At 42.6% G+C, this 24,506-nt stretch carries 21 protein-coding genes; 15 read left to right on the top strand and 6 right to left on the bottom strand.

Annotated features, from left to right (window positions below):
* Window positions 1–3: 3 nt before the first annotated feature.
* Both L1283_RS10985 and L1283_RS10980 read left to right on the top strand, forming a co-directional pair.
* Window positions 4–2,652 (top strand): hypothetical protein, encoded by a 2,649-nt coding sequence (locus L1283_RS10985; protein ID WP_286849463.1) that lies wholly within the window; start codon window positions 4–6, stop codon window positions 2,650–2,652.
* 66 nt (window positions 2,653–2,718) lie between these two features.
* Window positions 2,719–3,357, top strand: a complete 639-nt coding sequence (locus L1283_RS10980; RefSeq protein ID WP_075991898.1) for a GntR family transcriptional regulator — start codon at window positions 2,719–2,721, stop codon at window positions 3,355–3,357.
* 32 nt (window positions 3,358–3,389) lie between these two features.
* Here L1283_RS10980 and L1283_RS10975 read toward each other — a convergent pair whose 3' ends face one another.
* On the bottom strand, window positions 3,390–4,187 hold the full coding sequence (locus L1283_RS10975; RefSeq protein WP_286849464.1) for an SMP-30/gluconolactonase/LRE family protein: 798 nt from the start codon (window positions 4,185–4,187) through the stop codon (window positions 3,390–3,392).
* A gap of 160 nt (window positions 4,188–4,347) precedes the next feature.
* Here L1283_RS10975 and L1283_RS10970 point away from each other — a divergent pair, with 160 nt between their 5' ends.
* From L1283_RS10970 to L1283_RS10940, 7 genes are read left to right on the top strand one after another with little or no spacing between them, the layout of a single operon-like run.
* Window positions 4,348–5,670: an aspartate aminotransferase family protein gene (locus L1283_RS10970; protein ID WP_075991900.1), complete on the top strand. Its 1,323-nt coding sequence runs from the start codon at window positions 4,348–4,350 to the stop codon at window positions 5,668–5,670.
* Window positions 5,671–5,679: 9 nt separating this feature from the next.
* Window positions 5,680–6,858: a galactonate dehydratase gene (gene dgoD / locus L1283_RS10965; protein ID WP_075991901.1), complete on the top strand. Its 1,179-nt coding sequence runs from the start codon at window positions 5,680–5,682 to the stop codon at window positions 6,856–6,858.
* Between the two features lie 16 nt (window positions 6,859–6,874).
* Window positions 6,875–7,642, top strand: coding sequence for an SDR family NAD(P)-dependent oxidoreductase (locus L1283_RS10960; RefSeq protein ID WP_286849465.1), 768 nt, complete (start codon window positions 6,875–6,877; stop codon window positions 7,640–7,642).
* Window positions 7,643–7,645: 3 nt separating this feature from the next.
* The gene (locus L1283_RS10955) at window positions 7,646–9,037 is read left to right on the top strand and encodes a hypothetical protein (protein ID WP_312352550.1); all 1,392 of its coding nucleotides are present in this window, start codon (window positions 7,646–7,648) and stop codon (window positions 9,035–9,037) included.
* Complete coding sequence (locus L1283_RS10950) at window positions 9,018–10,583, top strand: SLC5 family protein (protein ID WP_286849466.1); 1,566 nt, start codon at window positions 9,018–9,020, stop codon at window positions 10,581–10,583. The genes L1283_RS10955 and L1283_RS10950 overlap by 20 nt, the downstream gene beginning before the upstream one ends.
* Window positions 10,584–10,623: 40 nt before the next feature.
* Window positions 10,624–11,835 carry a M20 metallopeptidase family protein gene (locus L1283_RS10945; RefSeq protein WP_145328602.1) on the top strand — a complete coding sequence of 404 codons (1,212 nt, stop codon included), beginning with the start codon at window positions 10,624–10,626 and terminating at the stop codon, window positions 11,833–11,835.
* Complete coding sequence (locus L1283_RS10940; RefSeq protein ID WP_286849467.1) at window positions 11,828–12,799, top strand: Gfo/Idh/MocA family oxidoreductase; 972 nt, start codon at window positions 11,828–11,830, stop codon at window positions 12,797–12,799. Before L1283_RS10945 ends, L1283_RS10940 begins: the two co-directional genes overlap by 8 nt.
* Before the next feature lie 13 nt (window positions 12,800–12,812).
* Here L1283_RS10940 and L1283_RS10935 read toward each other — a convergent pair whose 3' ends face one another.
* The 3 genes from L1283_RS10935 to L1283_RS10925 are packed head-to-tail and all read right to left on the bottom strand — an operon-like array spanning window position 12,813 to window position 14,956.
* A complete protein-coding gene (locus L1283_RS10935; protein WP_145328598.1) occupies window positions 12,813–13,490 on the bottom strand; it encodes a YiiX family permuted papain-like enzyme in 678 nt (225 codons plus the stop codon).
* 15 nt (window positions 13,491–13,505) lie between these two features.
* Window positions 13,506–14,462 carry a hypothetical protein gene (locus L1283_RS10930; protein WP_286849468.1) on the bottom strand — a complete coding sequence of 319 codons (957 nt, stop codon included), beginning with the start codon at window positions 14,460–14,462 and terminating at the stop codon, window positions 13,506–13,508.
* A gap of 2 nt (window positions 14,463–14,464) precedes the next feature.
* Window positions 14,465–14,956 (bottom strand): hypothetical protein, encoded by a 492-nt coding sequence (locus L1283_RS10925; RefSeq protein ID WP_145328594.1) that lies wholly within the window; start codon window positions 14,954–14,956, stop codon window positions 14,465–14,467.
* A gap of 704 nt (window positions 14,957–15,660) precedes the next feature.
* On the opposite strand from L1283_RS10925, the gene L1283_RS10920 reads away from it, so the two are divergent.
* The 5 genes from L1283_RS10920 to L1283_RS10900 all read left to right on the top strand — a co-directional run bounded on the left by L1283_RS10920 (window position 15,661) and on the right by L1283_RS10900 (window position 20,552).
* Complete coding sequence (locus L1283_RS10920) at window positions 15,661–16,473, top strand: hypothetical protein (protein WP_312352549.1); 813 nt, start codon at window positions 15,661–15,663, stop codon at window positions 16,471–16,473.
* Window positions 16,474–16,483: 10 nt separating this feature from the next.
* Complete coding sequence (locus tag L1283_RS10915; protein WP_198386073.1) at window positions 16,484–17,974, top strand: nicotinate phosphoribosyltransferase; 1,491 nt, start codon at window positions 16,484–16,486, stop codon at window positions 17,972–17,974.
* Window positions 17,964–18,746, top strand: coding sequence for an NAD(+) synthase (gene nadE, locus L1283_RS10910; RefSeq protein WP_075991911.1), 783 nt, complete (start codon window positions 17,964–17,966; stop codon window positions 18,744–18,746). Before L1283_RS10915 ends, nadE begins: the two co-directional genes overlap by 11 nt.
* Before the next feature lie 186 nt (window positions 18,747–18,932).
* A complete protein-coding gene (locus L1283_RS10905) occupies window positions 18,933–19,844 on the top strand; it encodes a hypothetical protein (protein ID WP_286849471.1) in 912 nt (303 codons plus the stop codon).
* Between the two features lie 3 nt (window positions 19,845–19,847).
* Complete coding sequence (locus L1283_RS10900) at window positions 19,848–20,552, top strand: NUDIX hydrolase (RefSeq protein WP_075991913.1); 705 nt, start codon at window positions 19,848–19,850, stop codon at window positions 20,550–20,552.
* Window positions 20,553–20,673: 121 nt separating this feature from the next.
* Here the strand turns inward: L1283_RS10900 and L1283_RS10895 are convergent, their stop codons facing one another.
* Both L1283_RS10895 and L1283_RS10890 read right to left on the bottom strand, forming a co-directional pair.
* On the bottom strand, window positions 20,674–21,234 hold the full coding sequence (locus L1283_RS10895; RefSeq protein WP_286849472.1) for a hypothetical protein: 561 nt from the start codon (window positions 21,232–21,234) through the stop codon (window positions 20,674–20,676).
* 60 nt (window positions 21,235–21,294) lie between these two features.
* The gene (locus L1283_RS10890; protein ID WP_286849473.1) at window positions 21,295–21,852 is read right to left on the bottom strand and encodes a hypothetical protein; all 558 of its coding nucleotides are present in this window, start codon (window positions 21,850–21,852) and stop codon (window positions 21,295–21,297) included.
* 174 nt (window positions 21,853–22,026) lie between these two features.
* Between L1283_RS10890 and L1283_RS10885 the strand changes: the two genes are divergently transcribed.
* Window positions 22,027–24,504: an SEL1-like repeat protein gene (locus L1283_RS10885; protein WP_286849474.1), complete on the top strand. Its 2,478-nt coding sequence runs from the start codon at window positions 22,027–22,029 to the stop codon at window positions 24,502–24,504.
* Window positions 24,505–24,506: the final 2 nt, after the last annotated feature.

Below are 24,506 nucleotides of genomic sequence, written 5' to 3'. Positions count from 1 at the left end.
GATATGGGTGCAAGGATATGGCTAAAAGTTAAAGGTACTTTTTTGGGGATCGCTTTTATGGCGATCCTTGGAACGTCCTATGGGCAGCAGGCAAAGGTTACTTCGATAAAAGGAAATGGACAGCGCCTGCAGGTGCAGGTGGATGTTCCGACGGCTGGTGTCTATACCTTGGTTTCTGAAGGTGAGGTTACCGATTTGGATAAAATTAAGGCGGCAGATAAAACAGGTATGATGACGCTGTATGCGATGATTGATGTTCGTGCTGCACGATCGACCAAACGGATCGTATTTGACAGCTTTAAAGGTGCGAAGCAAGATCTTGGTAAATTTTATTTTGAGAAAGGGAAGCAGACGGTCGGTATGCAATTGCCAGCTTATTTTAAGATTAAAGCTGTTTCAATCAATGTATTTGTACCTCCGGTTGCGCCAGCTGCAGCAGAAAATTATAAACCAAAGATTGTTCCTCCTGCAGGTCACCCGAGGCTATGGGTTAACAAAGAATCATTGCCGGTCGTTAAGGGGCGGTTGGAAGAAGCGGAGCATCTCGAAGCTTGGGGGAAAGTGAAAACACTTGCGCAACAACCTGTTCAATTTATTTTTGATCCGAATAAGGAAATGTTTTACGATGAAAAGCTCGAGCGTGCTATTGAATCAAAAGCGTTTTATTACCTCATGTCCGGTGACGAAAAAATAGGCAGGGAAGCGGTCAGGCTGGCCGATCAATACTTGACAATGTTGGAGTTCGGGAATGTTTCCTATGGTGATATTACACGCGAGTTGGGACGTGCAATTTATACGGGTGCACTGGTGTATGACTGGTGCTACGCATTATTGGATGTGCACGTTAAGACCAGTTTACATAAAAATATGATGCGTCTGGCGCAAGATATGGAAATTGGCTGGCCTCCCTTTTTTGGTATCGAAAGTATTATCAATGGGCATGGCAATGAGGCGCAGGTGTCGCGCGATCTGCTGGCAATGAGTATTGCTTTATATGACGAGGATCCGGTACCTTACAAGTATACTTCGTATTCTATTTTGGAAGAGTTGGTGCCCATGCGCAAGTTTGAGTATCAGTCTCCGCGCCATAATCAAGGTGTTGATTACGGTGGCTATCGCTTTGGATGGGAAATGCATGGAGCCTGGTTGTATTATCGCATGCTCGGTTATCCGGTTTTTGACGATAATATCAAGAATATGCCCTATTATTGGCTGTATATGCGCACGCCTGACGGAAAAATGTTACGCGACGGCGATATGTTCAATGTAAAGTACAACAGCAGTGCTGATTTTTATTGGAAAAATCCACAGACCATGCTGCTTTGTTATGCCTATTCAGGCAATCCGGTAATTAAGGCTGAGTTTGTCAAGCAGGGCGGTTTGCCCGACAATCCAATCTTGTTTCTCCTCTTGGATGATCCAAAATTGAAGCCTGATTTTGATCGCGAGAAAATGCCGTTGACGAAAGATTTTGGACCTATTTTAGGGTCTATGGTTGCCCGGACAGGCTGGAGCGAAGAGAACGGAAGTTCCGACGTAGTTGCAGAAATTAAGGGGGGCGGTTATCATTTCGGCAATCATCAGCATGCCGATGCAGGTGCACTGCAGATTTATTATCATGGTATTCAGGTTGGTGATCTTGGGCTGTATCTTTCGTATGGTTCCCCTTATGATTTTAACTTTAATAAGCGGTCGGTTGCACACAGTATGCTGTTGGTGCGTGATCCTGCGGAACCGCTTTTATTCAGGACCAAAACAAACGATGGTGGGACTCGGTTTAGCCAGCGTTTTCCGCGCACGGTTGACGAGGTGTTAAATGATTCCTGGTATCATACCGGAGAGATCAGGGCTTCCGCATTTGGTAACGATCCCATTGAGCCGAGCTATAGCTATTTCAATATGGATCTAACAGCGGCATATACTGCTAAAGTAAAATCCTATGCGAAAAGTTTTCTGTTTTTGAATTTGAAAAGAAAGGATGTGCCTGCTGTCATTGTCTTATTGGATGAGCTTAAGACCAATGATAAGAAATTCGAACCCTATTGGCAGATCAATACGCTTGAAAAGCCTGTACGAAGTGAAACAGGTTTTGTGTTGACCAGTAAATTTAAAAACGCAGCCGGTTCTACTTATGTTGATTTGCTGAAGCCTCGGTTAAAAGAGTGTGCGGTGAAACTGTATTCGGGTGATTCGACTGCTTTTGTTTTTGGTGATCTTTATCAGGTTAACTCTCCATGGCCAGAGGCTAGGGGAACACGGATTATGGTTTCACCCAAGCAGGAAAGTGATCAGGCCAGTTACGCTTCGGTTTTTCAGATGACGGAGAGTGGTTCTTCAAAATTACCGGTGTATTCGGAGGAAAAGGCGAATTATTACCTCATAAGAGTGGCTGATCGTTTACTGGTGGTGGCCAAACCAAATCAATATCTTGATGAGTCCATTGAATTTGTGGTACCGGGAGATCAACAGTATGAAGTTGTTGTGGTCGGTTTGAAAGATGGTTTCTGGAATATGAAAAGTTCATTAAAAAATAGTAGCTTTAATATAAATGTCCTGAAAGGGAATCATACAACCAGTTGGAAATCTAAAGCCGAAACTATTTATTTGTCGCCGGGAAGACAGTATGGAGCCCAAGAGGGAAAGATTAATTAAAGAATACATTGTTTAAATTTTTTTAATGATTTTGTATTCTTATTTTTGCATAAAATTGTATACAATATGAAAGAGGATTCGCTTGCCTATAAAGTTTATTTAGAAGTACGTAAGAAAATTTTGTCTAGTCAGCTGGCTGGCGGGGCAAGATTGGTGGAGAGTGCTTGGGCGGATAAGATGGCGGTGAGTAGAGTGGCTGTTCGTGAGGCTTTTATGCGTTTAGCAGGGGAGAGTCTGGTTGAGTTTGGTGAAAAAGGTGGCTGCTTTGTGAAGAAAATGACGGTCGAAGATGTGAAGGATATTCGTGAGCTGCGTGAGCTGTTGGAGATAGGTGCATTAAAGATTCTGTTTTCAAAGAAAAGTAAAGAGCTTATCGAAGATTTGGAACTGATCTGCAACGATTTTTCCGACATGGTCAGTAAAGGCTATTATGGTGGTGCTTGCGAGGCGGATGTTCGTTTTCATGAGCGGATTATTGAGGGAACTTGCAATTCAAGGTTGATTTCTATTTACAAGAATAGTAACATCCCCTTATTCCATATGAAGCTTGGGGCTATTATGGGGCAGATGGAAGATTACCTGGATACGGAGAAGGAGCATCGCGCTATTGTTGATGCGCTGAAAGCGGATGACTGGAATAAAGCTTATACCACCTTGGTTCATCATTTGGATCGGGGCGAGCAAGAAGCCTTGGAACTGGTTTAATGTTTTTTTGATTTTTATAAAGGGTCTATTGTTTACAATAGACCCTTTTTTGTGCTGTCCCACTGCAACAATTGCCCTTTTTCAGCTTCTGTAATCATAAGTCCCTGAATGCCTTTTGGGTCTAAAGCACAATTTGTTGGATTCTTCCCCGGCGTAGGTATTTTCTCGATCGTCTTGTTTTTGGTGTCAATGGATAGGATATGTTGCGATCCATAAATCGCTGCAAAAAGATAATTGTCGTTCGTGAGAGCTATGCCGTCCGGGCCGATACTACCGCCTGTTTCTATGAATTTTTCGATGTTTTCTACCTGTTGTGTCAAGCTGTTCCAGTGCATTTTCCAGATCCATTTTGTGCCTGTTTCAGCGACAAAAAGTGTGCAGTTGTCTGCTGCAAAGGCCAATCCGTTTGGGTAAAAAAGGCCTGTGTGGATCTTCGTAAGCGCACCATGTTTATGTAGACAGCAGATGTAGCCTGTGCCATCTTCCAGGTCACTTCCCGGGCAGGAGAATAGTAGGTTCCATTCAGTATCAAAACATAAGTCGTTGGGCATTTTTAATGGCTTCCCTGCGATTTCCGTGACTATTGTCGTCGTGGTTTTGTCGAAGGGATCATAGCAACGGATGCTGTTTTGTTGTGAGTCGCAAAACCATATTATGCCGTTTTTGTCGATTGCAATTCCGTTGGGATGTCCATTCACAGCTATTCTGCTATACTGATTGTCTTTGTAATAGACCAAGTTTCCTGCTTCTTTCTCCACAAGCCATATTCCACTCTCCCGGTCGAAAGCGGGGCCTTCTGGAAAAAGAAGTCCTTCAATGAGAATGTTCATTTTTAAAAATTTTAAAATTTATTTTAAATGTATACAAAAATATTGTAATTTGGTATACATAAAATAAGGTGTATTTAAATACAAATTATTGATGACTGCAACATGTGTGGCGGTGATCGTCCAATTATAACAATAACAAATAGCAAAACTTTTAATAGGCATGCAAGAAAATGAAAAATCAGCCGCGATACTGCGGGAGAATGCAAGATGGATACCCGGTGGAGTGGTATCGTTAAATCGGAAGTCAGATCCGAATATCTGCTTCGTCAAAGGGAATGGTAGTTTGGTCGAAGATATTGACGGGAACAGCTACATAGATTATCAGGCTGGATTTGCAGCATCCTTTCTGGGGCATAATGATCCTGATGTGAACGCCGCAGTGTTACAGACATTGCAGGAGCAGCAGGTATTGATGGGGGCTGGGCCAACGTTACTGGAAGGTGAGTTTGCGGAGCTTTTTTGTCAGTCTGTTCCTTCGGTGGAGAGCGTTCAGATTACAACGACAGGGTCGGAAGCGACTTACCATGCGATCCGTATTGCCCGTGCGGTAACAGGGCGTGATCATGTGATTGTTATGCAGGGGGGCTACAATGGCTGGCATAACGATGTGGCCTGCAATGTGATCAGTCAGCGTGCAGATGTTGGCTCATATCAAAGCCCGGGGGAATATCCATTCGATTCATTAAGTGCTGGTGTTCCCAAAAATCACAGCGATTTAGTACACATTGTCAACTACAACGATTTGGAAAGTGTGCTGTATGTGGTTCAAAAATACGATGTTGCCTGTATTTTGTTGGAGCCTATTCTTCAGAATATCGGTATTGTAAAGCCAAAGGAAGGTTACCTGGAAGGCTTACGCAAGATGGCTGACGAGCATGGATTTCTGTTGATCTTTGATGAAGTGAAAACTGGATTTAGACATGCGCTGGGGGGCTATCAGTCGATCTGTGGTATTCAGCCGGATCTTTCAACTTTCGGAAAGGCGGTTGCAAACGGCTACCCATTGGGTGTTATTGCAGGCAAGAAAAAATATATGGATTACTTTGTGGATCCTGATAAGTCGAAGCGGGTGATGATTGCCGGTACTTTTAATGCCTTTCCATTAACGACTGCGGCGGCGATAGCAACATTGAAAAAATTAGGCAGCTCTGAGCATCGAGTTTATGAGCACGTAGAAGCACTTGGTGCGCGTTTGGAGCAGGGATATAACGAAATATTTCCTAAATTAGGCGTACCATTTTATGTCGCACGTCAAGGATCTGCCTTCTGTACATATTTTATGGACCATGCGCCAGTCAATTTTCATGATATTTTGGATAACCACAACTTTGAACTGGATACCCAATATCGTAAAAAGCTTATTAAAGAAGGGATTTTCAATTTCCCGGCACCAATTAAACAAGGAAGTATCTCCTTTGCGCATACGGAGGATGATATAGACAGAACGTTGGAGGCAACTGAACGCGTAATAAAAAGTTTGTAAACCCTAACTATGAAAATAACCGCTATTGAAACCTTTGTGTGCCATGCGCGCATGCGAAATTGGATTTTTGTCAAAATTATTACCGATCAGCCCGGACTTTGGGGCTGGGGCGAAGCCACCTTGGAATGGCATACGCAAAGTGTGGTCGGAGCAATCAAAGATATTTCTCAATTGTTGATCGGTGAAGATCCGCGTCGTATTGAATACCTGTGGCAGATGATGTATAGACAACACTTCTGGCATGGAAACGGGATCGTTCGTGGCACGGCCATCAGTGGTATCGACATCGCCTTATGGGATATTCTAGGTAAAATTCACAATGTCCCTTGTCACGAGTTGTGGGGAGGCCGTGTGCGTGATTATATCCGTTTGTATTGTCATTTAGGTGGAGGTCGCATGGAGGATTTTTATGAGACTGCTCCGGATGATGCCAAACGATTTGGTGATCTTGCGCTGAAAGCTGTTGATGAGGGTTTTACCGCTTTTAAATCGATGGCTGTCCCAGAGACAATGTCGTTGGAAGGTCTTCGTCCAATTAAATATGCTGAAGCTTGCGTGAAGGCCATGCGTGACGCTGTCGGCGACGATATTGATATTATGGTGGATTGCCATGCACGGCCAAGCCCACGGATGGGGATGCAATTTGCGAAAGCATTGGAGCCTTATGGCCTGTATTTCTTTGAAGAGCCATGCTGGCCAGAGACCATGGAAGATATTGCCTTGATTCAACGGGCGGTGACGACACCTATAGCTTCAGGCGAACGTTTGATCGGAGTGCATGCATTTCGGGATATGCTCGAGAAGCGGGCAGTGAGTGTGATTCAACCTGATATTACCCATTGTGGCGGTCTCTCTGAAGCGCGTAAGATCGCAGCTTTGGCTGATGCTTACCGTGTATCTATGGCGCCACATAACCCTCAGGGACCTGTGAGTACGGCCGCCTCCATTGAGCTGGGATTTGCAACACCATCTTATATTATTTGCGAAAGTGTGCATAAGGACGTTGAATGGCGCCAGGACGTGGTTACCGAAGGGTTTACAGTTCAAGAGAAAGGGCGGATTGTTCTGCCAAATAAGCGCGCCGGTTTGGGTATTGAAATCAATGAAGAAGAGGTAAAGAAGCATCCTTTTCAACAGGAAATATTGCAGCGAACCTTCTATAAAGACGGTAGTGTAGGGGATTGGTAGTCTAAAAAGAGCGATAATGGAGGAATATAAGAATAAAGTCGTATTGATCAGTGGGGGACTTGGTGATATCGGAAGGGCTATGGCCGAAGCATTTTTGACCCAGCAGGCAATTGTATGCATCTCGGATCGGTTTGAGCCGCAGGTGGCGAGAGCGCGGTGGCCCTTGTTGGATGGTGCTGGAGCACGTTTGTTTTATGATCAGGTCGATGTTGCAGACGCCAGGCAGGTTGACGCCTGGGTACAACGCATAAGGCAGGAGTTGGGCGCAATATCCATCTGTATCGCAAATGCCGCATGTGTCACTATTAAAGACTTCAGCACGTTAAGCAACGAAGAATGGAAGAATGAAATGGCCGTTAATCTCGACGGTTCATTCTTCCTGGCGAATGCCTGTGCGAAGTCATTTGTGGAGACTGAGCTTGCGGGCTCGATCATTTTTATGGGTAGCTGGGCTGCACATGCCGTACATCAAAATTTACCGGCCTATAGTGTCTCTAAGGCTGGGCTACGTATGCTTTGCCAGGCCATGGCTCTTGAATACGCAACATATGGAATTCGTGTCAACGAAATTGCACCAGGCTATGTCAATGCCGGGTTGAGCAAAGTGGTCTGGTCATCAAACGCCGAACTTCAAATGAAAGCAAAGGCTGTGGTGCCACTTGGCCAGATTATAGAAGCCGAAGAGGTTGCTAAACAGGTGCTATGGATCTGTTCGGACAATTGTAAACATATGACTGGTACCGCAATTGTGATGGATGGTGGACTGTCTTTGATTAGACCTTAACGTATGAAACAGAAAGACCTCTTGAAAGAAACGACGGGTAGTTTGTACGGACGATTTGGACTTAGCCAATGTGATATTACTCCACCGATCGGCATCTATTCCCGTAATTGGGGGGCGGCTGCATTTGACCAGGCAACGGCTGTTCATCAACCTTTGATGATGCATTGTCTATATATGCAATCCTGCGATGGCTTGCCAGCAATCCTGCTAACCGCTGATTTAGGCTGGTGGAAAAATGCAGCTGATGAACAAAATTTACGATTAGCATTGCTCAGTCATTTTAATCTGGCTGAATCGCAGCTGATTTTTGCGCTATCGCATACCCATGCGGGGCCTAGCATCTGTTCGACAGATGCAGCGCAACCTGGAGGTGAACTGATTTTGCCGTACCTTGAATTCCTCAAACAACAGGCGATATCTTGTGTTGAAATGGCACAAAGTGGTTTATTTAAGGGGAGTCTAACCTGGAACTATGGTGTATGTGATTTGGCCAGCAACCGCGATCTGGAAGTGGATTCTCATTATCTGATTGGTTACAATCCATTGAAAGAAGCAGATACAACCTTGTTGGTCGGACGGCTGTATGATGAAACTGAAAGCTTAAAAGCGGTTATTTGTAATTATGCCTGCCACCCAACCAGCTTTGCTCACGAGAATGATCTGCTCTCGCCCGATTTTGTGGGCGAAATGCGAAATACAATAGAACGCTCCTTATCCGTGCCTTGTCTTTTTTTACAGGGCGCGTCAGGCGATTTAGCTCCACGGAGACAGTATGTAAAGGATCCAGCACTGGTCGAAGCCAACGGAAAGCAGTTGGGTTATGCTGTTCTCGCGACGCTGGCCCAGGAACAGCATAGTCATAAAAACTGGGTTTTTAAGGAATCCTTGATTTCGGGGGCTCCACTGGCCTGTTGGGGATTTCGGGAACAGACCGCTTCAATCGATTTTAAGCAAAGGGTATTATCCGTCAAAGTGCCTTACAAAAAGCTGCCTAGTCCCGAAGCAATTTTGAGTGAATACGAACGCTGTGCGGATCGTGTTATGAAAGATCGCCTTTGGCGGAAATATAATACCCGTAAATCCATTGGAGATCAACAAGAAGCTATTATTCCGGTGTGGATCTGGAAAATGGGAGATGCCGTGTTGGTGGCGCAGGCCAACGAAGCCTATTCCTGTTATCAAATTGAAGTGAGAGCCCAATTTCCAGATCATGCGATCGTTTTTATCAATATCGCGAATGGCTATGTGGGGTATCTCGCACCGAAGGAGCTTTATGATAAGGATATTTATGCCGTGTGGCAGAGCCCCTATGCCAGCGGCGGTCTTGAAATACTTATTGAACAAACTAAATTAGGAATTCAAACATTATTGACCGATGAAACTCGATTGGATTGATGTCGTTATTTTTGCCGTATATATTATTGGTATAGTGGTATTGGGCTTATACGCTTCGAAAAAAAACTCCGCCTCTAAGCGGGATTATTTTCTTGCGGGTGATAAGCTGCCCTGGTGGATGATTGGCGGAAGTATCATCGCCGCAAATATCAGTAGCCATCATCTCGTTGGCGCTATGGGGGCTGCTTATAGTCGCGGTTTTGTCGCGATTACCCTGGAATGGGGAGCGATTCTAATCGGTTTTAATGCATTATTATGGATATTTCTCCCTTTTTATATCCGCAATGGTTTCTATACGATTCCTGAATACCTCGAAAAAAGATATGGCAACGCTACCCGCGTGTTGTACGCTATTTTGATCCTGTTTACCTATGTTTTTGTGGAGATTGGGGCCGTTCTTTATTTGGGCGGTCTGTCGTTGCACGCTTTATTCGGCATTCCTATTTTATACAGTATTTTTGGAATGGCAATTTTGACCGGTTTATATACCGTTTTAGGCGGTCTAAAAGCGGTGATATGGACGGAGATGGTACAGCTTGTCATTTTGGTGCTGGGCGGAATAGTATTAACTTTTGCCACCATTGATGCGGCAGGAGGTTTTCAGTCTGTGGTAGAATCCTCCAAGGATTGGAAAATGTTTTATCCCGCATCTGATCCTGACTTTCCCTGGACCATGTATTTAGGCGGACTGTTGTGTATCAGCGTGTTTTATTGTGCTACGAACCAATTTATTGTGCAGCGCGTATTGGCGGCAAAAAATGAATGGCATGGGCGCATGGGTGTCATCTTTGGTGACTATCTTAAATTTTTGGTTCCCTTGATTATTACTATTCCGGCGTTGGTGGCTCCAAAATTCCTGCCGCATCTCGATCAGCCTGATTTGCTGTTTGCGACACTCGTGGAAACCTTATTGCCCAAAGGTCTGGTTGGTTTGGTGATGGCAGGGTTAATTTCGGCTATCATGTCCCATATTTCAGGAGCGATCAATTCCTGTACAACGATTCTGACCGTCGATATCTATAGCCTGTATATTAATAAAAATGCAAGTGACTACGAAGCAGTCCGTTTTGGTAAGCGCGCCGGAGTCGCTATTATCGTGCTCGGAATCATGAGTGCGGTTGTACTGATCAGTTATTCGGATAAACCAGTTTTCCTTTATTTGATGAATCTATACGGTCTTTTTACACCAGGCATTGCAACGATGTTTTTAATGGGGGTTTTTTGGAAAAGAACCACATCGCAGGGTGCTTTGACAGCAGGTTTACTGACAATTCCCCTTTCTTTACTTTTGGAATATGCCTTACCTGAAATGCCATTTTTTAATAGAACAGGTATTGTATTCTGGACTTGTATGATTGCTTGCGCCGTGGTCAGTTTGTTGACACCTGCGGTCTCAGAAGCAAGGTTAAAAAATCTTGTGTTGACGGGCGATTCTTTTCAGGTGCCGGATCAAGATAAAGCCGCTTACCGTGGATTTCGAAATCCGACCTTATGGTGGATAATTATAACGGTGTTGGTGCTCTATTTTTATGTACGTTATTTTTAGCTTAACTTGTTGAAGTGTTAAACTTTTAAAACTTATCCAGATGATCGAGCCAATACTGAAAGAATTAAATACCAAGATAGAGAACATTTTTCCGAAAATCGTTGCAATACGTCGACATATTCATCAGCATCCTGAATTGTCTTTCCAAGAATACGAGACAAGTGCCTATATTCAGCAACAACTCGGGGATTTGGGGATACCATTTGAGATTGTCGCTCAAACAGGTGTTGTGGCTGTGCTGACCGGTCAAAAATCGGCAAGTGATGATATTGTGGTATTACGGGCAGATATTGATGCTTTACCGATAGACGAGCAAAATGATGTGGGATATAAATCGAAGAATAGTGGTGTCATGCATGCTTGTGGTCATGATTTTCATACGGCTAATCTATTGGGGGCCGCATCTATATTAAATGATTATAAAACGGAGTTTTCCGGTAAAATTGTTTTGCTATTTCAGCCTGCTGAGGAAAAGATTCCTGGCGGAGCGATTCAGGTTTTGGAATCCGGGATTCTGGAATCTTTCGGTGGAACGATTAAAGCTGTGCTGGGTTTACATGTAAGTCCCCGTGTTTCTGTAGGAAAAGTCGGTTTACGTTCCGGGCGATTTATGGCCTCGAGCGACGAGTTCTATTTTACCATTAAGGGACGCGGTGGCCATGCTGCGGAGCCACATCGGGCTGTTGATCCCATTATGATCGGCGCGCAGTTACTCACCACCTTACAGCAAGTTGTCAGTCGGAAAGCCAACCCTGATGTACCATCTGTATTGACCTTTGGTCGTTTTATTGGAGATGGCGCTGCCAATGTTATTCCCGAGGAAGTCAAATTAGCCGGAACATTTCGTACAATGGATGAGGTATGGCGCAAGGAGGCGCTGGAAATGGTTGCTGAAATAGCGGCGACGCTTCCCGTATCGCTTGGTGCAAAGGTAGAAGTTGAAGTCCGGCATGGTTATCCCGCGCTTTATAATGATCCCGCGTTAACGCAAAAAGTCAAAACTATTATCGCGGAGACGATGGGGAATAGTGTGCCACAAGATCTCGAAATCTGGATGGCGGCCGAGGATTTTGCTTATTATTCTTATCGTTATCCCGCCTTGTTTATGTTGATAGGCACAAATAATGACGATTCTGCCACACAATATGGTCTTCATAATCCACAGTTCAATCTGGATGAAAAGGCTTTCGAAACATCAATCGCTGTTTTAGTCAATGCAGCTATTTCCCTTTTGAATGAATCAAATGAATAGAAAAAAATTCTTGATGGCCTCCTTTGCATTTGGATTATCCTATGCCGTTAATGCGAATAATAAGGTGTTCTCAGAGCATGATAACGTAAAAAAGATAGGGATCATTGGGCTAGACATTACACACGCTGTTGCTTTTACAAGAGCGATTAATACGGCTGCTAGCAATCATCCCTACGGAAAATACAGGGTTGTTGCCGCTTATCCCTACGGAAGCAAAACAATTCCCTTAAGTATTGAGCGTATTCCGAAAATTACAGCGGAAGTGCAACAGCTCGGTGTTTCGATTGTATCAAGTATTGCCGAGCTATTGAAAAAAGTGGACTATGTGTTTTTGGAGACTAATGATGGAAATCTTCATCTGGAGCAGGCACTTCAAGTAATCAAAGCTAAAAAACCTTTATTTATTGATAAACCAATAGCGAATTCCTATAAAGACGCTTTCCAAATTTTTCAATCAGCAAAAAACTACGATTGCCCTGTTTTTTCATCAAGCTCCTTGCGTTTTATTACCGGACTTCAGGAGTTGGATAGGACTAAGGTAATAGGCGCAGATGTCTATTGTCCGGCAGTAACGGAACCTTCGCATAAGGATCTGTATTGGTATGGCATCCATGGGGTCGAAATGTTATTTGCATTGATGGGACCGGGATGCCGCTCGGTAAAGACTATTCAGGAACAAGGTACCTCGTTTTATGTTGGGGAGTGGGCGGATGGAAGAGTTGCCTCACTTCGGGGTATTCGCGAGGGAAAGGATGATTTTGGTGGAACGGTTTTTTTGAAAGATCAGATTGTCCATTTGGGACAATTTATGGGATACGGCCCATTGTTGGATAAGATCCTTCCGTTTTTCGAAACGGGTGTAAGTCCGGTTGACGAAAAGGAAACTCTGGCAATATGCGCATTTATAGATGCAGCCGAAGAAAGTAAATTAAATGGCGGAAATATTGTTCAGCTTCAAAAATAGGGGGCAAGCCTGCTTAATAATTACTCGTCACCGTAATCAACAATGGACTATTAAAAATTGAGGCGGGTGATATGACCGTTTCATTCAGCGGAACATTGTTACCATAACGTTCTTTCAGCTTAGTTTTCACTTCGGGGCTGCTTAAATCAAAATCTTTTAGTTTCTCAAGCTTCCCAACTTCGATGTTCGCTCCACGCTGGTATATTTTCCAGATCAATTCCGAGCAATAGATCTTATCGTCTGACCATTCGAATGTCGCGTCGTAATTTTTGCTGATAAAATCTTTGCCGATTGCTTTCATTTTGGCCAGTGTCGAATTGGTCAGTACCTGGTCTGCATTTTTGAGGCGTTTAACCGCGTAATGCTGCTTTTCGCCACGCGCAATCCAGTGTTCTAACTTAGTTACAGTTACGGGCTGTACGGCTTCCAGTACATAAGGTTTACCGTTCTCATAAAAAATAATTCCACAATGGGAATACGGAGAACGCGTTGCTAATTGGATCGCCTTGCATTGCGGTGAAATAGAAGACTGAAAGATCATATCGCCATCGTTGAACTGGGGTAGTTTTGAATTAGCCTTCGATTGCTTGGGAACCATTGGCTTTTTTTGCGCATGAACTGGTAATGTCAGCACTGCGATGATCAGAAGATAACTAACAAGAGATATGAGGTAAATAAGTGTCTTTTTCATTGTTTTATGTATGATTTACTGAAATAGTTTAATGATTTTCTTTGACTTGGTCTTTTCGGCGAGTTGAAAAGCAGATAATACGTCGGATTCATATTGATATACTTTCTCCGTGGTGGCACCTTTCTGCAAAAGATAATCTATGGCAATGTTGTTTTTCATTAAGATCGCTTTTCCAAGTAATGTACATTGTGTGAAGCTATAATCCGCTTTAACTTCATCTATACCCAGACGGTTTAGACTATTTAAAGAGGTTTTACGGATAAAATCCATATCGTTTTTTTCTATTGCCGCCTTCAGTACTTCGAAATCATCGACTTGTCTGTTTCTCGTCAGAAATAAGTGATGAAATTGTTTGGCAATAGCATACTGATCCTTTTCTAAAATCCGATGAATGGCATTGCTGCTAAATTCCTCTACTGTGGAAAATCCATGCAGCTGACTAAAAAATAAAAGTATATTTTCAAAAGGGAGCTTGGTTGCCTCCAACTGCATTAGGCCGCCCAAATCGTTCGTGTCGAATAAGTTCTCCATGTGTTTGAGGCTGTCCAAAGCGATGAATTGAAATTCAGGTTGGTAGTCCGCGAGCCAATTGGAGGATTTGGATATGACAAAGTTGTTATCAGTAACCCTATAGTTGATGGCGGTAGCCGGTTCGGCATAGTTGATTATTGTTATTGTGCTGTCTGATAGTTCATAATATTTTGAACGAAGATGCTCTGCCGTTGCGGTCGGGAGAAGCCTGTTGAGATCGATCTGTATGGCATATACGCCCATGGTGTCCACCGGCAAATTATAACAAAGCGTCCCTTGGTCCGTAATGTAAAAGGGTAATCTGTTTCCTGGCTGCTGCTGTGACTGAAAAACGATCTTGTTTTGATCTGCAAACAACGATGTTGCGAGACCGGTCAGTAAGCAAAGCATGCAAAGACCTGTTTTTAACCACAGGCGATTCGTCGGATAAAATGATTGCATAACTAATCGTGGTATTGTTCTAAAAACAGATTGATCTGATTGGTTAATCCAAACGATTCGGTTTCCAATAAATTGATCTCAGCTTGTATCTCAAGTGTAGTCGGCGATAAAGTTTGTTTTTGGTAGACCTGAATGTCCAGTTCCAAAACCGCTAATTGTAATGCTAGAAGCTGTTTACCTTCTGTTGTATTGAGTTGTAGTTCATTAAAAGCATGTTTTAATCGTTCTAATTCAGCGATTGATTTTTGGATGTCATTTTCATCGGCCTTGCCGAAGTTTGGATAGGCTTCTCCCAGCGTACGAAAAGCATCGAGGTATTCTTCCTCGGACATTTCATAAATATTCGAATAGAGCATATTGTACGCATCAATGGCGTCATAGGTATCCGCATCCATTAAGTCTTCGCGATAGTCCTCGACCAATTGTTTGATGTCTTGAGATTCAATCTGTAAAATTGACTCAATATCCTGTTTGATAAGATTGGCTAATTCCATGCTTTATGCTTAAGTAATTCAAATTCTTTGCTAGCACATTTGTGGGCTGACAAAGAATTTTGTGACTTTGGTATAGACAAAGATCATGTTTTATCGCAAAATTTCAATCCCTATAATCAGCTAATTTTTATTGGAACTGTCTCTCAGTGGTTTTTTATCACCTGAACAGCTCCTATAGGCTTGTGCAGTCAATATTTCCATCACATTTTTTTGTCTTGTAGGACGTGTTTTCTTTCTACCCGTTAATCGAACGAAGAGCGGGAAACCGTAGTAGCAAACAGGGATCAGAGCGATATCAAATTCGACCTTTTAACATTGTTTGTTCAGTGCTTGTTCAGTGATCGTTCAGTGCTTGTTCAGTGATGACTCAGTGTAGACTGTATAATCAGTGACTAATGACTGTCTAAATACTGATTAAAAATTGTTGTTAGATATGACTTGATATCCATATGTTTCGATTTAATACTTATCTTGATCAGCTATACGCTAATCAGGAAATCAGTTTCATGTTTACTATTTAGAAATGGGGGATGAATTTTTCGCTACGCTGTTTTATTTAAATTATTTTACTGATATACAGTGTTATATGTATTGTTGTTTGATTTTATGAGTAAAAAGTACTCAATATATTTTGCAAGCTTAAATTTAATCTTCATATTTGTTGAGTAAAAAGTACTCAATAGTAGAAAGCAAAATTAAAAGCTATGATTGTATTAAATAAGCATCAGATAGTCACAGAGCAATTTCCAAATGGGGAGACAAAAGTGAAAGATTTTGATCAGTTGATCTTAAAGAACAATCTCATTGAATTTACTTATCAGGAGGATGGAGATTTAATCCGCTTGCTTTTTGTCAAAAAGCGATTGGATGAAAGACCTACCGAATCTTGCGGATTACTGATCCGTTATATGCCCTATAGCCGTATGGATCGCAAAATTGAAGGTGATTTGTTTACATTGAAATATGTGTCGGAGTTTATCAATAGTTTGCAATTTGATGCGGTATCTGTTGCCGAACCGCATTCCAATGTGACATTGGAGCTACTGGCGAACAGTGTAGGGATTTATCCGGCATTGGACTGGTTGCCACAATTAATGGAAAAACTTGAGTTTTCGGAATCAGATCGGATTGTTTTTCCGGATAAAGGAGCTGCCGCACGTTACATCAACAGCGGCTATGAAAATAGCTGTATTTTTGAGAAAAAGCGGAATCCACAAACAGGCAGGATCGAAGGGATGGAACTTAAGGCCGGAGATATTCCGCTCGGCGCAAAATGTATTATTGTCGATGACGTGTGTTCGGCAGAGGGAACATTTCTTTGGGCAGGGAAAATATTGAAAGAAATGGGAGCCAGTGCAGTCTATCTTTTGGTCACGCATTGCGAACCCCGAATTTTTAAAGGGAACCTGCTGGATGATGATTCACCGATAACCAATGTCTTTACCACCAATTCTATGATGGATACCAAGCACCCCAAAATAAATTATATCAACTTAACGACTGAAAGCTATGTTTAAATCAATGAGCATGAATCCAATACTTTGGACAGATGGTTATAAATTGTGCCATAAGGATCAATACCCTGCACATACGCAATGGGTTTATGAGACTTGGACGCCGCGCATGTCCCGCATAGAAGGCATTAGTCATGTTGTATTTTTTGGATTGCAGGGGGCCTTGGCCGAAATCACGAATTCATTTGATGCAAACTTTTTTGCTCAACCGGAAGAGGAGGTCGTGGCGGCTTACGAAGAGGCAATAGCAGCTGTTTTTGAAAATACAAACACGAAGTTCGCATCGATGCATGAATCGAAACATATTCGCGATCTACATCGACTGGGGTACCTTCCAATCAAAGTAAATGCTTTGCCTGAAGGCAGCCTGGTGCCTATTGGCGTGCCAATGTTTACCATTGAAAATACACATCCCAATTTTTTCTGGCTTCCGGGTTATCTGGAAACACAATTATCGGCCTATATCTGGTCACCGATGACAGCAGCGACAATTGCAGATCGCTATAAAAGATTATTGACGGGTTTTGCCGAGAAAACGGGCGACGTCAATAAAGTCTTTACCCAAGCCGGTGATTTTTCCATGCGTGGTATGGGCTCTCCTGAAACGGCTTATCGTACAGCTGGGGGGCATCTGTTGAGCTTCGGTGTCTCAGCTACGCTTTCCGTTAGGGAGTATCTGAAATCCTACTATCATGCAAAAAGTGATGTGATGATGTATACCCCGTCTACGGAGCACAGTGTGATGTGTTCCTACGGTGAGGATGAAGTCGAGGCATTTCGGCATCTGATCACCAAGGTATACCCAAGTGGAAATATTTCCATTGTATCGGATACATATGACCTCTGGAATGTAGTTGACAACGTATTGCCGAAACTGAAAGATCTTATTATGGCTAGGGAAGGAAAAGTTGTTATTCGCCCCGATAGTGGCGATCCTGTAAAAATTATCTGTGGTGATGTGGCATCTGATCGCAGTACCGTTCGGAAAGGTATCGTCGAACGTTTATTTGAACTTTTTGGCGGTACGACCAACAGCAAGGGATTTAAGGAGCTGGATCCACATATCGGAGTGGTTTATGGTGATTCCATTACAGTGGATAGAGCCGATAAAATATGTCAAGGTTTGCTCGATAAGGGCTTTGCTTCCACCAATACCATATTGGGAATAGGCTCTTATACCTATCAATATGTTACACGCGATACTTTTGGTTTTGCGTTAAAAGGAACTGCCGAAATTGTCAATGGAGAATTTAAAGCAATTCAGAAACGTCCGGCTACAGATACCGGAAACTTTAAGAAGTCACAAAAGGGTATGGTGGCTGTGGTATTCGAAAATGATGAATTTCGTTTAATAGATAACCTGAATCCAAAAACTATAGCTGAACTGGAAAGTAGAAACCTACTCCAAACCTGTTATTTGGATGGTGAATTTACGCACACAACGCGTTTTGAAGAAATAAGGAATAGATTGAAAACTGAAACAATTCGAGTATATGGAAAATAGCGTAAACAAACCGTTTTTCATCCAGGATGAAAACGTTGCACAGTATGCACAATTGATGGCATCCTGGATTGCTCAGCAAGTGAAATCTGCAGGCCGTCAGGGACTTGTATTAGGAATGAGCGGTGGTATCGACTGCAGTGTTGTGGCCTGCTTATGCCGTCTGGCACAAGTAGATGTTCACTTGGTCATGATGCCCTACGGCAGCGATATGAATAATAGTAAAAGCCATCAGCATGCGATGGAGCTTATTCAGAAGTTTGATTTTCCGTTTCATGTGTTTGACATTCAGTCTGCTGTGGATGCGTTGGCAATTCATCAAGAACAATTTGTCGCGGAAGCCACAGCCGCTAACCGCGCCTTGAGCCTTGCAAATATTCGCCCACGTGTTCGCATGACATATTTGTATCAGTTTGCGCAACTGGGCAGCAGATTTGTTATTGGTACGGGGAATATGGCCGAAGCTACGGTAGGTTATTTTACGAAATGGGGCGACGGCGCCTACGATCTGAATCCGTTGGCAATGGTTACCAAACAGGAAGTATATACCTTGGCAAAATACCTGGGCGTACCCGAATCTATTCAGTATAAAAGTCCGTCTGCCGGCCTTTGGGAAGGACAGACAGATGAAGATGAATTGGGAATGACTTATGCGCAAATCGATGGGTTTATTTTGAAAGGTACATCGGGCAACCCGGTTATAGATGAACTTATTCGTAAACGTATACAACAATCTGCGCACAAGTTTGCAGCAGTGCCTACGTTCAAGGGTTAATTTTAACTAGTTAAGGCAATCGGCTAGTTATGGCAATCGACGCAAGCACTTCATAGCAGCTAACAAGAGACAAAAACTATGCTTTAATGAAGATGATTTTTAATTGGAGGAAAAGTTTAATGGCCTCATCGTTTTGCGTAATAAATGCGGCGTTGAAATAAATATTGATGAAAGAAAATGAATAGCATGATAACACCATTTGATCAGATTGTCGATGTGCAGCATATTGCCAGCGGCAAAAGGGATAATATACCGGCAATGCTGGCATTGGCAGAAAAGGAGCAGGTCAGGCCTGCAGCTTCGGACGTGAAACGGACGCTGCTTTTGGCAATAGATGTTCAGAACGATTTTATGGAATCTATTGGGAGTCTTGCGGTCAATGGTTCCAAAGCAGATGTTCAGCGTCTAACACAATGGATGTACCGTAATTTGGGCTCGCTGACACAAGTGATGTGCAGTCTTGATTGTCATTCGATGATGCAGATTTTCCATGCCGATTGGTGGCTGGATACGGAAGGAAATCATCCGGAGCCATTTACCATCATTCGCTATGCTGATGTCCGCGATGGTATCTGGCGTGCTGTGAATGGCCATACAGCCTTAGCGCTGGATTATCTTCAGCATTTGGAAGCTGAGGGAAAAAAACAATTGTGTATCTGGCCATATCACTGTTTGGAGGGGACCTCTGGCGCACAGCTTGAGAGTCAATTTACGAATATGCTCTATTTTCATAGTGCTGTGCGTCAGGTAAAACCAGTCTTGGTTTACAAAGGACAGGATCCGAATACGGAAATGTATGGTATTATTAAAGCCGAATATGATGGTCATAAATTCGTAAACCATGCTGTACTTGAAGCAATACGGGCACACGATGCCATTTATATCGCGGGAGAGGCATCAAGCCATTGCGTATTGGCTTCGGCGGTGCAGATTTTGGAGTATTTTGAACATGATCGGTCCATCACCTCCCGTATTACCTTATTGATAGACTGCATGTCGCCGATTGCCGGATTTGAAGAGCAAACCTTCCTGCAGTTTGATGCTTTAAAAGAAAAATATGGGATACAGATCAAATTGTCAACCGAAGTAAATTTGTAGTACATGGCAAGCTCAGCAAAAAAATATGTATATGAATATCCGAGGCCTGCAGTAACGGTTGACTGTGTGATCTTCGGCTTTGATAAAAACCAGCTTAAGGTATTATTGACCAAACGTGCAATAGAACCTTTCTTGGGAAAATGGGCTTTTCCAGGTGGTTTTATTCAGGAAGAAGAAACCGCCGACGACTGTGCGCTTCGTAAACTGCAGGAGGAGGCCGGTCTCAAGGATATTTTCCTTGAACAGCTTTATACATTTTCAGACTTAGCGCGTGATCCGCGCGGAAGAGTGATCAGCATTGCTTATTATGCGCTTGTCAAGCCTGAAACGTATATTTTGGAAGCGGGTGCGGATATTGAAGCTGTAAAATGGTTTGGCATTGCTGAAAATAAAGACCTCGCTTTTGACCATAAACAGATCCTGAATACCGCCATCGAAAGGCTCAAAGGGAAAATACGTTATCAGCCGATCGGTTTTGAGCTGCTGCCCGAACAGTTTACCTTGCCCGATTTGCACAATTTGTATGAAACTGTTTTGCAACGGTCAATTGACCGTGGGAATTTTCGAAAAAAAATCCTCAGCATGGGTTTATTGATCGACCACAGCGATAAGCAGAAAGATCGGCGTGCCAGGGCTGCGAAGATTTATAGTTTTGATAGGGTAAAATATAAAGAACTTACTGAATCGGGGTTTTATTTTGAAGTATAAGTAGAACAGGGGGAGCAGGCAGAAATGAAATAATTCGTATAAGGTCATTTATTAATAATCGGGATTGTTTTATTCTCCTGATCTGTTGCTATTCGTGAATACCAACGAAATCAAGCCGGTGCTAACCCTGAAAATCACCACAATCATGTACTTCAAATTGATCGATCAAAGATTTCTGGGTGTAGTATTTTGCGATACGTTTATTCTTTAGCAACAGCGAATCCCCCTTGATTTGTAATTCGAAAATAGGCTCTTTCTCTATTTTCTTGAAGGAAAACTCATGATTTTTGGTCTTAATCGTGAGACTGCTATCACTAGCATTATAAGTAAATTCTTTAATCTGATAGATTTCATTGGAATCACAGACATTGACCAAAAGCAGCTGTTTTTTATTTATTTTGATTTCTGCAAGATCACAGGCATAACATATTCCTGAAAATTCGATACCATATTTCTTGAAACTATTTTTGCTCTCCGGCTGAAGAATATCAATCGGATAGAGCTGATTAAAAAAAGCCAGGTCATCATTGGATGTGGATTTCATCGCCTCCTTTTTCTGTAAAGTGTCTATACTGGCAGGGGTACTAACTGCAATAGTTGTTTTTTTAGCTTCATTCTTTTGCTGGCAGCTGAAAAACAATGCTATACAGGGTAGAAAAATAGTTTTTATAGTGAACTTCATGGTTGTTTTTAGTAATTATTGTTGTTGCCCATAAACATATAAATTGAGAAACGGTTTTTATTATTCGATCTCGACCCATTTCTTTTCAAAATAGATCGTGCACACCGGTATATCGGTTGAATCGATGAATTTAGCTTGCACAAAATCACCCTTTGTGTCCACATATTTTAGTTTCGAGCCTTTACTGTCTAAGCCAGCGGTATCGTAATATGCACCCAGTCTGAGTTGAAATGGATTGTGTTCCACATCGTTGGTAAAGATGGAAAATAAAAGTAGTTTTTTTGAGCCTATATCTGCCTGCTCATAGCCAAAGAAGCGATGGTCTAAACGTATATTGGAATGTAGGCGTATGATGCTGTCTTGAGAAGTTAGGTTTACATAAGCTGTGGTGACTTCATCAGATTCCAGTACACTTTGCGAATTGGCATGGTCAATGCTATCCAGTTTGGCGTGTTTTGGCAATGCGGTGTCTTTTAAGACAGTATCTTTGACTGGCCTTTCGGTCGTTTTTGCGGGTGCTAGGTGTGCTTCCTGTGGCTTTGATTTTTCCTGACAGGCAATTTGCAATGAAAGAAGTATCAATGCGCCGATATAATAACTGTATTTGAAATGATTCATTGTTCTTTCTGTTACAAAATCCAAACCAAAGTTGCCTAAAATAGACTGAGAAAAAAATCCCTGTTTTCCGCTAAATAAAAAAAATGATAAATACGGTATTTTTACAGCATTCGCATGATTCTTGTCGTATGGAATGGATTACTGCGATACAACGACAAACAGAAAAATTAGCGCATGGCACATCGTATTTATATCTATAATGTAAATCTCAATACCAAAGAAACATATCCTTCTTATCTGGCCGAATGGAATTATGAAATTCCTATCCTGATGCTACCTTTATTTTCCGCCAATATCCGGTCCAAAGGCAGCCAGCTTTATGCAAACAAGGAAGATGGGATCGCAAGGCTTCGCTATTTTTATGCGTTGTTGGCTGATAGGTATCAATTGCATTATAAAAAAATATATTTTGAGCCTGTCAATAGGATGTTTGAATTTTTGGAGGCTTTGCCTTTCGATACTTTTCAGATCGATGGACGGGATGTTTTTACCATGAATGAAGAAAATGACGCGGAGCAGGCCAAAGATTGGGTGGCGGAAATAAGAATGAAGGCCGCTTTGTATGAACAAGCGGTCGAAGAACAGTCCTTAGATCCGCTGGACCCTCTTGTGAAAGAGTCTGGTTATACTTCATTTTTAGATGCTCTTCAAACCGATTGGATTGATTATGGCTTGGGCTTATGGGCAGAAGAGCTTGTGCAGGAGAAAGGAGCAGAGGTTTTCGAAGCGGAAGGAAAACAAGGATTAAAAAATGCTAAAGGTGATATTTTGCTTGACGCGATTTATGATGAGATATTTGAATTCAACGATCAGGGGATTGCGGTAGTTCAATCAAATGGACAATATGGTTATATCAATGCTAGCGGCGCTGAGCTGCTGTCCTGTCAGTATAGCGACGCTTTCGATGCCCGGCATATCAATGGGAACAATTACGCTGAAGTGGAAGTGGCAGGAAAACGTGGGGTACTGCATATGGATGCCAAACAGCTGAGCATACCTGCAATCTATGATGAACTCGACTGGATCGCCTATGGATTTATAAACGCAAGACAAGGGGATAGCCACATTCTCCTTTCGGCTGAAGGACGATTGATTATTTCAGATCCTGCACCCGAGCCGTTTATGTATGACTATAACAAGCTGTTCTATAACCGGCAAAAAGGAACGATAAAAAGGAAATATTACCGAATGGACGGTCAGTATTTAGGGACTTTTCTGGAAGGTAGTCTGGAGCCGCTAGCCAATCGATATTTTTGGATTAAACCCAATAAGCTACAGCCAAAAATTGCCGTCATTCAATCCGATGGTAATATCTTGGATGAAGGAATTGATCGGATTATCGTGTTGGATGACTATCAAAGTATTGCCTATCTCAAAAATAAAAGATGGCAGATTTACTCGCTTGAACATGGGGTATTTCGACTGATGGACAGCCTGATAGATAAAGTAGCTGTAGATAGCATACAGCAATACCGTAAAGATATTTTTGTCGTAGGCTGTGCTCAAGGACAGGGGATTTATGATGCTCTTCGAGGAGAATGGTTACTTGAACCTGTTATTGCCCATCAGAAAATCGAACATTGCTTTTTGGATTTTATGCGCATACACTGTGCTGCGGGAATGCGCTATTTCGATACGAAGCTTAACTTTTGCAGTGAGCATTACGATTATATTTGTTCGCCTTTTCATTATCCAGCACCTGAGGCAATCTCAGGCGAACTCCTGTTGCTTTTTAAGGGAGAGAAGATCTTTCATCTCGACCTAAACCGGAATGTGATAGAGATACCCGAAACAGCATTCGGGCATTTATATACAGAACGTTATCAGCTACAGGGGCGTGATCAAAGCTATTTTGTGCAGTTTTATCAAGCCTGGACGAAACGCAAGGGTGATGGATATGAACAGTATTTCGATAATGACACACTGCTTGAAAGGGGGAAGAAGCTCGATGCTGAAGGGAAGGTCTCCGAAGCCATTCGGCTGCTCAAAATCGCGGCCGATCGGGGCAGTGCAGACTGCCAATATTTCCTTGGAAATATATATACAGATGCAGGCTACGATGGAATGGATATCGCAAAGGGAAAGTTCTTCTATGAACAGGCAATGGCGCAGAACCATGCTCAGGCATGGAATAACTGGGCCTTTCTATATGCGACAGCGCATGGTGTTGAATTGGATATTTCGAAGGCCTTAAAAGGGTATCAGCAAGCTGTTGCGCTTGGAGAGGCGCAAGCCATGAGCAACTTAGGGAATTGGTATTACGAAGGAGCCTATGTGGAACAGGACTATGCCTTAGCCTTAGATTACTTTAAACAAGCTGAAAAAGCGGGTATCCCCAACGATGCGCAAATGGCAGAAATCTATTATCAAAAACAAGATTACGCGAACTTATTACGTTATTTAAAAAGGGATACCACAAATCAATTTGCTGCTATTTATTATGGGATTTTGTATGAGGAAGGACTGGGTGTTAAACAAAGTTTGCCAAAAGCCATCCGTTACTATGAACAAGCCAATGAAGAAAACGTGTACGCCTATGCTGTCAATCGTTTGCTGCAGCTGTATGCTGCGCATGGAGCTGCAGCAAACGCGGATAAATACGAGTTTTGGTTAAATTTTGCTAAAGAAAATACTGTTGAAATTGATCAATAGTA

Source organism: Sphingobacterium sp. HSC-15S19 (genome assembly GCF_050433745.1).
GTDB lineage: Bacteria > Bacteroidota > Bacteroidia > Sphingobacteriales > Sphingobacteriaceae > Sphingobacterium > Sphingobacterium siyangense.
The sequence above is the reverse complement of the archived record's forward strand: the minus strand, read 5'-3'. Positions and strand labels throughout refer to the sequence as shown.

Bases quoted from the DNA above. Each gene is read 5' to 3' on its own strand.
- L1283_RS10985 (WP_286849463.1), top strand. From the start codon at position 4: ATGGGTGCAAGGATATGGCTAAAAGTTAAAGGTACTTTTTTGGGGATC.
- L1283_RS10980 (WP_075991898.1), top strand. From the start codon at position 2,719: ATGAAAGAGGATTCGCTTGCCTATAAAGTTTATTTAGAAGTACGTAAG.
- L1283_RS10975 (WP_286849464.1), bottom strand. From the start codon at position 4,187: ATGAACATTCTCATTGAAGGACTTCTTTTTCCAGAAGGCCCCGCTTTC.
- L1283_RS10970 (WP_075991900.1), top strand. From the start codon at position 4,348: ATGCAAGAAAATGAAAAATCAGCCGCGATACTGCGGGAGAATGCAAGA.
- dgoD (WP_075991901.1), top strand. From the start codon at position 5,680: ATGAAAATAACCGCTATTGAAACCTTTGTGTGCCATGCGCGCATGCGA.
- L1283_RS10960 (WP_286849465.1), top strand. From the start codon at position 6,875: ATGGAGGAATATAAGAATAAAGTCGTATTGATCAGTGGGGGACTTGGT.
- L1283_RS10955 (WP_312352550.1), top strand. From the start codon at position 7,646: ATGAAACAGAAAGACCTCTTGAAAGAAACGACGGGTAGTTTGTACGGA.
- L1283_RS10950 (WP_286849466.1), top strand. From the start codon at position 9,018: ATGAAACTCGATTGGATTGATGTCGTTATTTTTGCCGTATATATTATT.
- L1283_RS10945 (WP_145328602.1), top strand. From the start codon at position 10,624: ATGATCGAGCCAATACTGAAAGAATTAAATACCAAGATAGAGAACATT.
- L1283_RS10940 (WP_286849467.1), top strand. From the start codon at position 11,828: ATGAATAGAAAAAAATTCTTGATGGCCTCCTTTGCATTTGGATTATCC.
- L1283_RS10935 (WP_145328598.1), bottom strand. From the start codon at position 13,490: ATGAAAAAGACACTTATTTACCTCATATCTCTTGTTAGTTATCTTCTG.
- L1283_RS10930 (WP_286849468.1), bottom strand. From the start codon at position 14,462: ATGCAATCATTTTATCCGACGAATCGCCTGTGGTTAAAAACAGGTCTT.
- L1283_RS10925 (WP_145328594.1), bottom strand. From the start codon at position 14,956: ATGGAATTAGCCAATCTTATCAAACAGGATATTGAGTCAATTTTACAG.
- L1283_RS10920 (WP_312352549.1), top strand. From the start codon at position 15,661: ATGATTGTATTAAATAAGCATCAGATAGTCACAGAGCAATTTCCAAAT.
- L1283_RS10915 (WP_198386073.1), top strand. From the start codon at position 16,484: ATGAATCCAATACTTTGGACAGATGGTTATAAATTGTGCCATAAGGAT.
- nadE (WP_075991911.1), top strand. From the start codon at position 17,964: ATGGAAAATAGCGTAAACAAACCGTTTTTCATCCAGGATGAAAACGTT.
- L1283_RS10905 (WP_286849471.1), top strand. From the start codon at position 18,933: ATGATAACACCATTTGATCAGATTGTCGATGTGCAGCATATTGCCAGC.
- L1283_RS10900 (WP_075991913.1), top strand. From the start codon at position 19,848: ATGGCAAGCTCAGCAAAAAAATATGTATATGAATATCCGAGGCCTGCA.
- L1283_RS10895 (WP_286849472.1), bottom strand. From the start codon at position 21,234: ATGAAGTTCACTATAAAAACTATTTTTCTACCCTGTATAGCATTGTTT.
- L1283_RS10890 (WP_286849473.1), bottom strand. From the start codon at position 21,852: ATGAATCATTTCAAATACAGTTATTATATCGGCGCATTGATACTTCTT.
- L1283_RS10885 (WP_286849474.1), top strand. From the start codon at position 22,027: ATGGCACATCGTATTTATATCTATAATGTAAATCTCAATACCAAAGAA.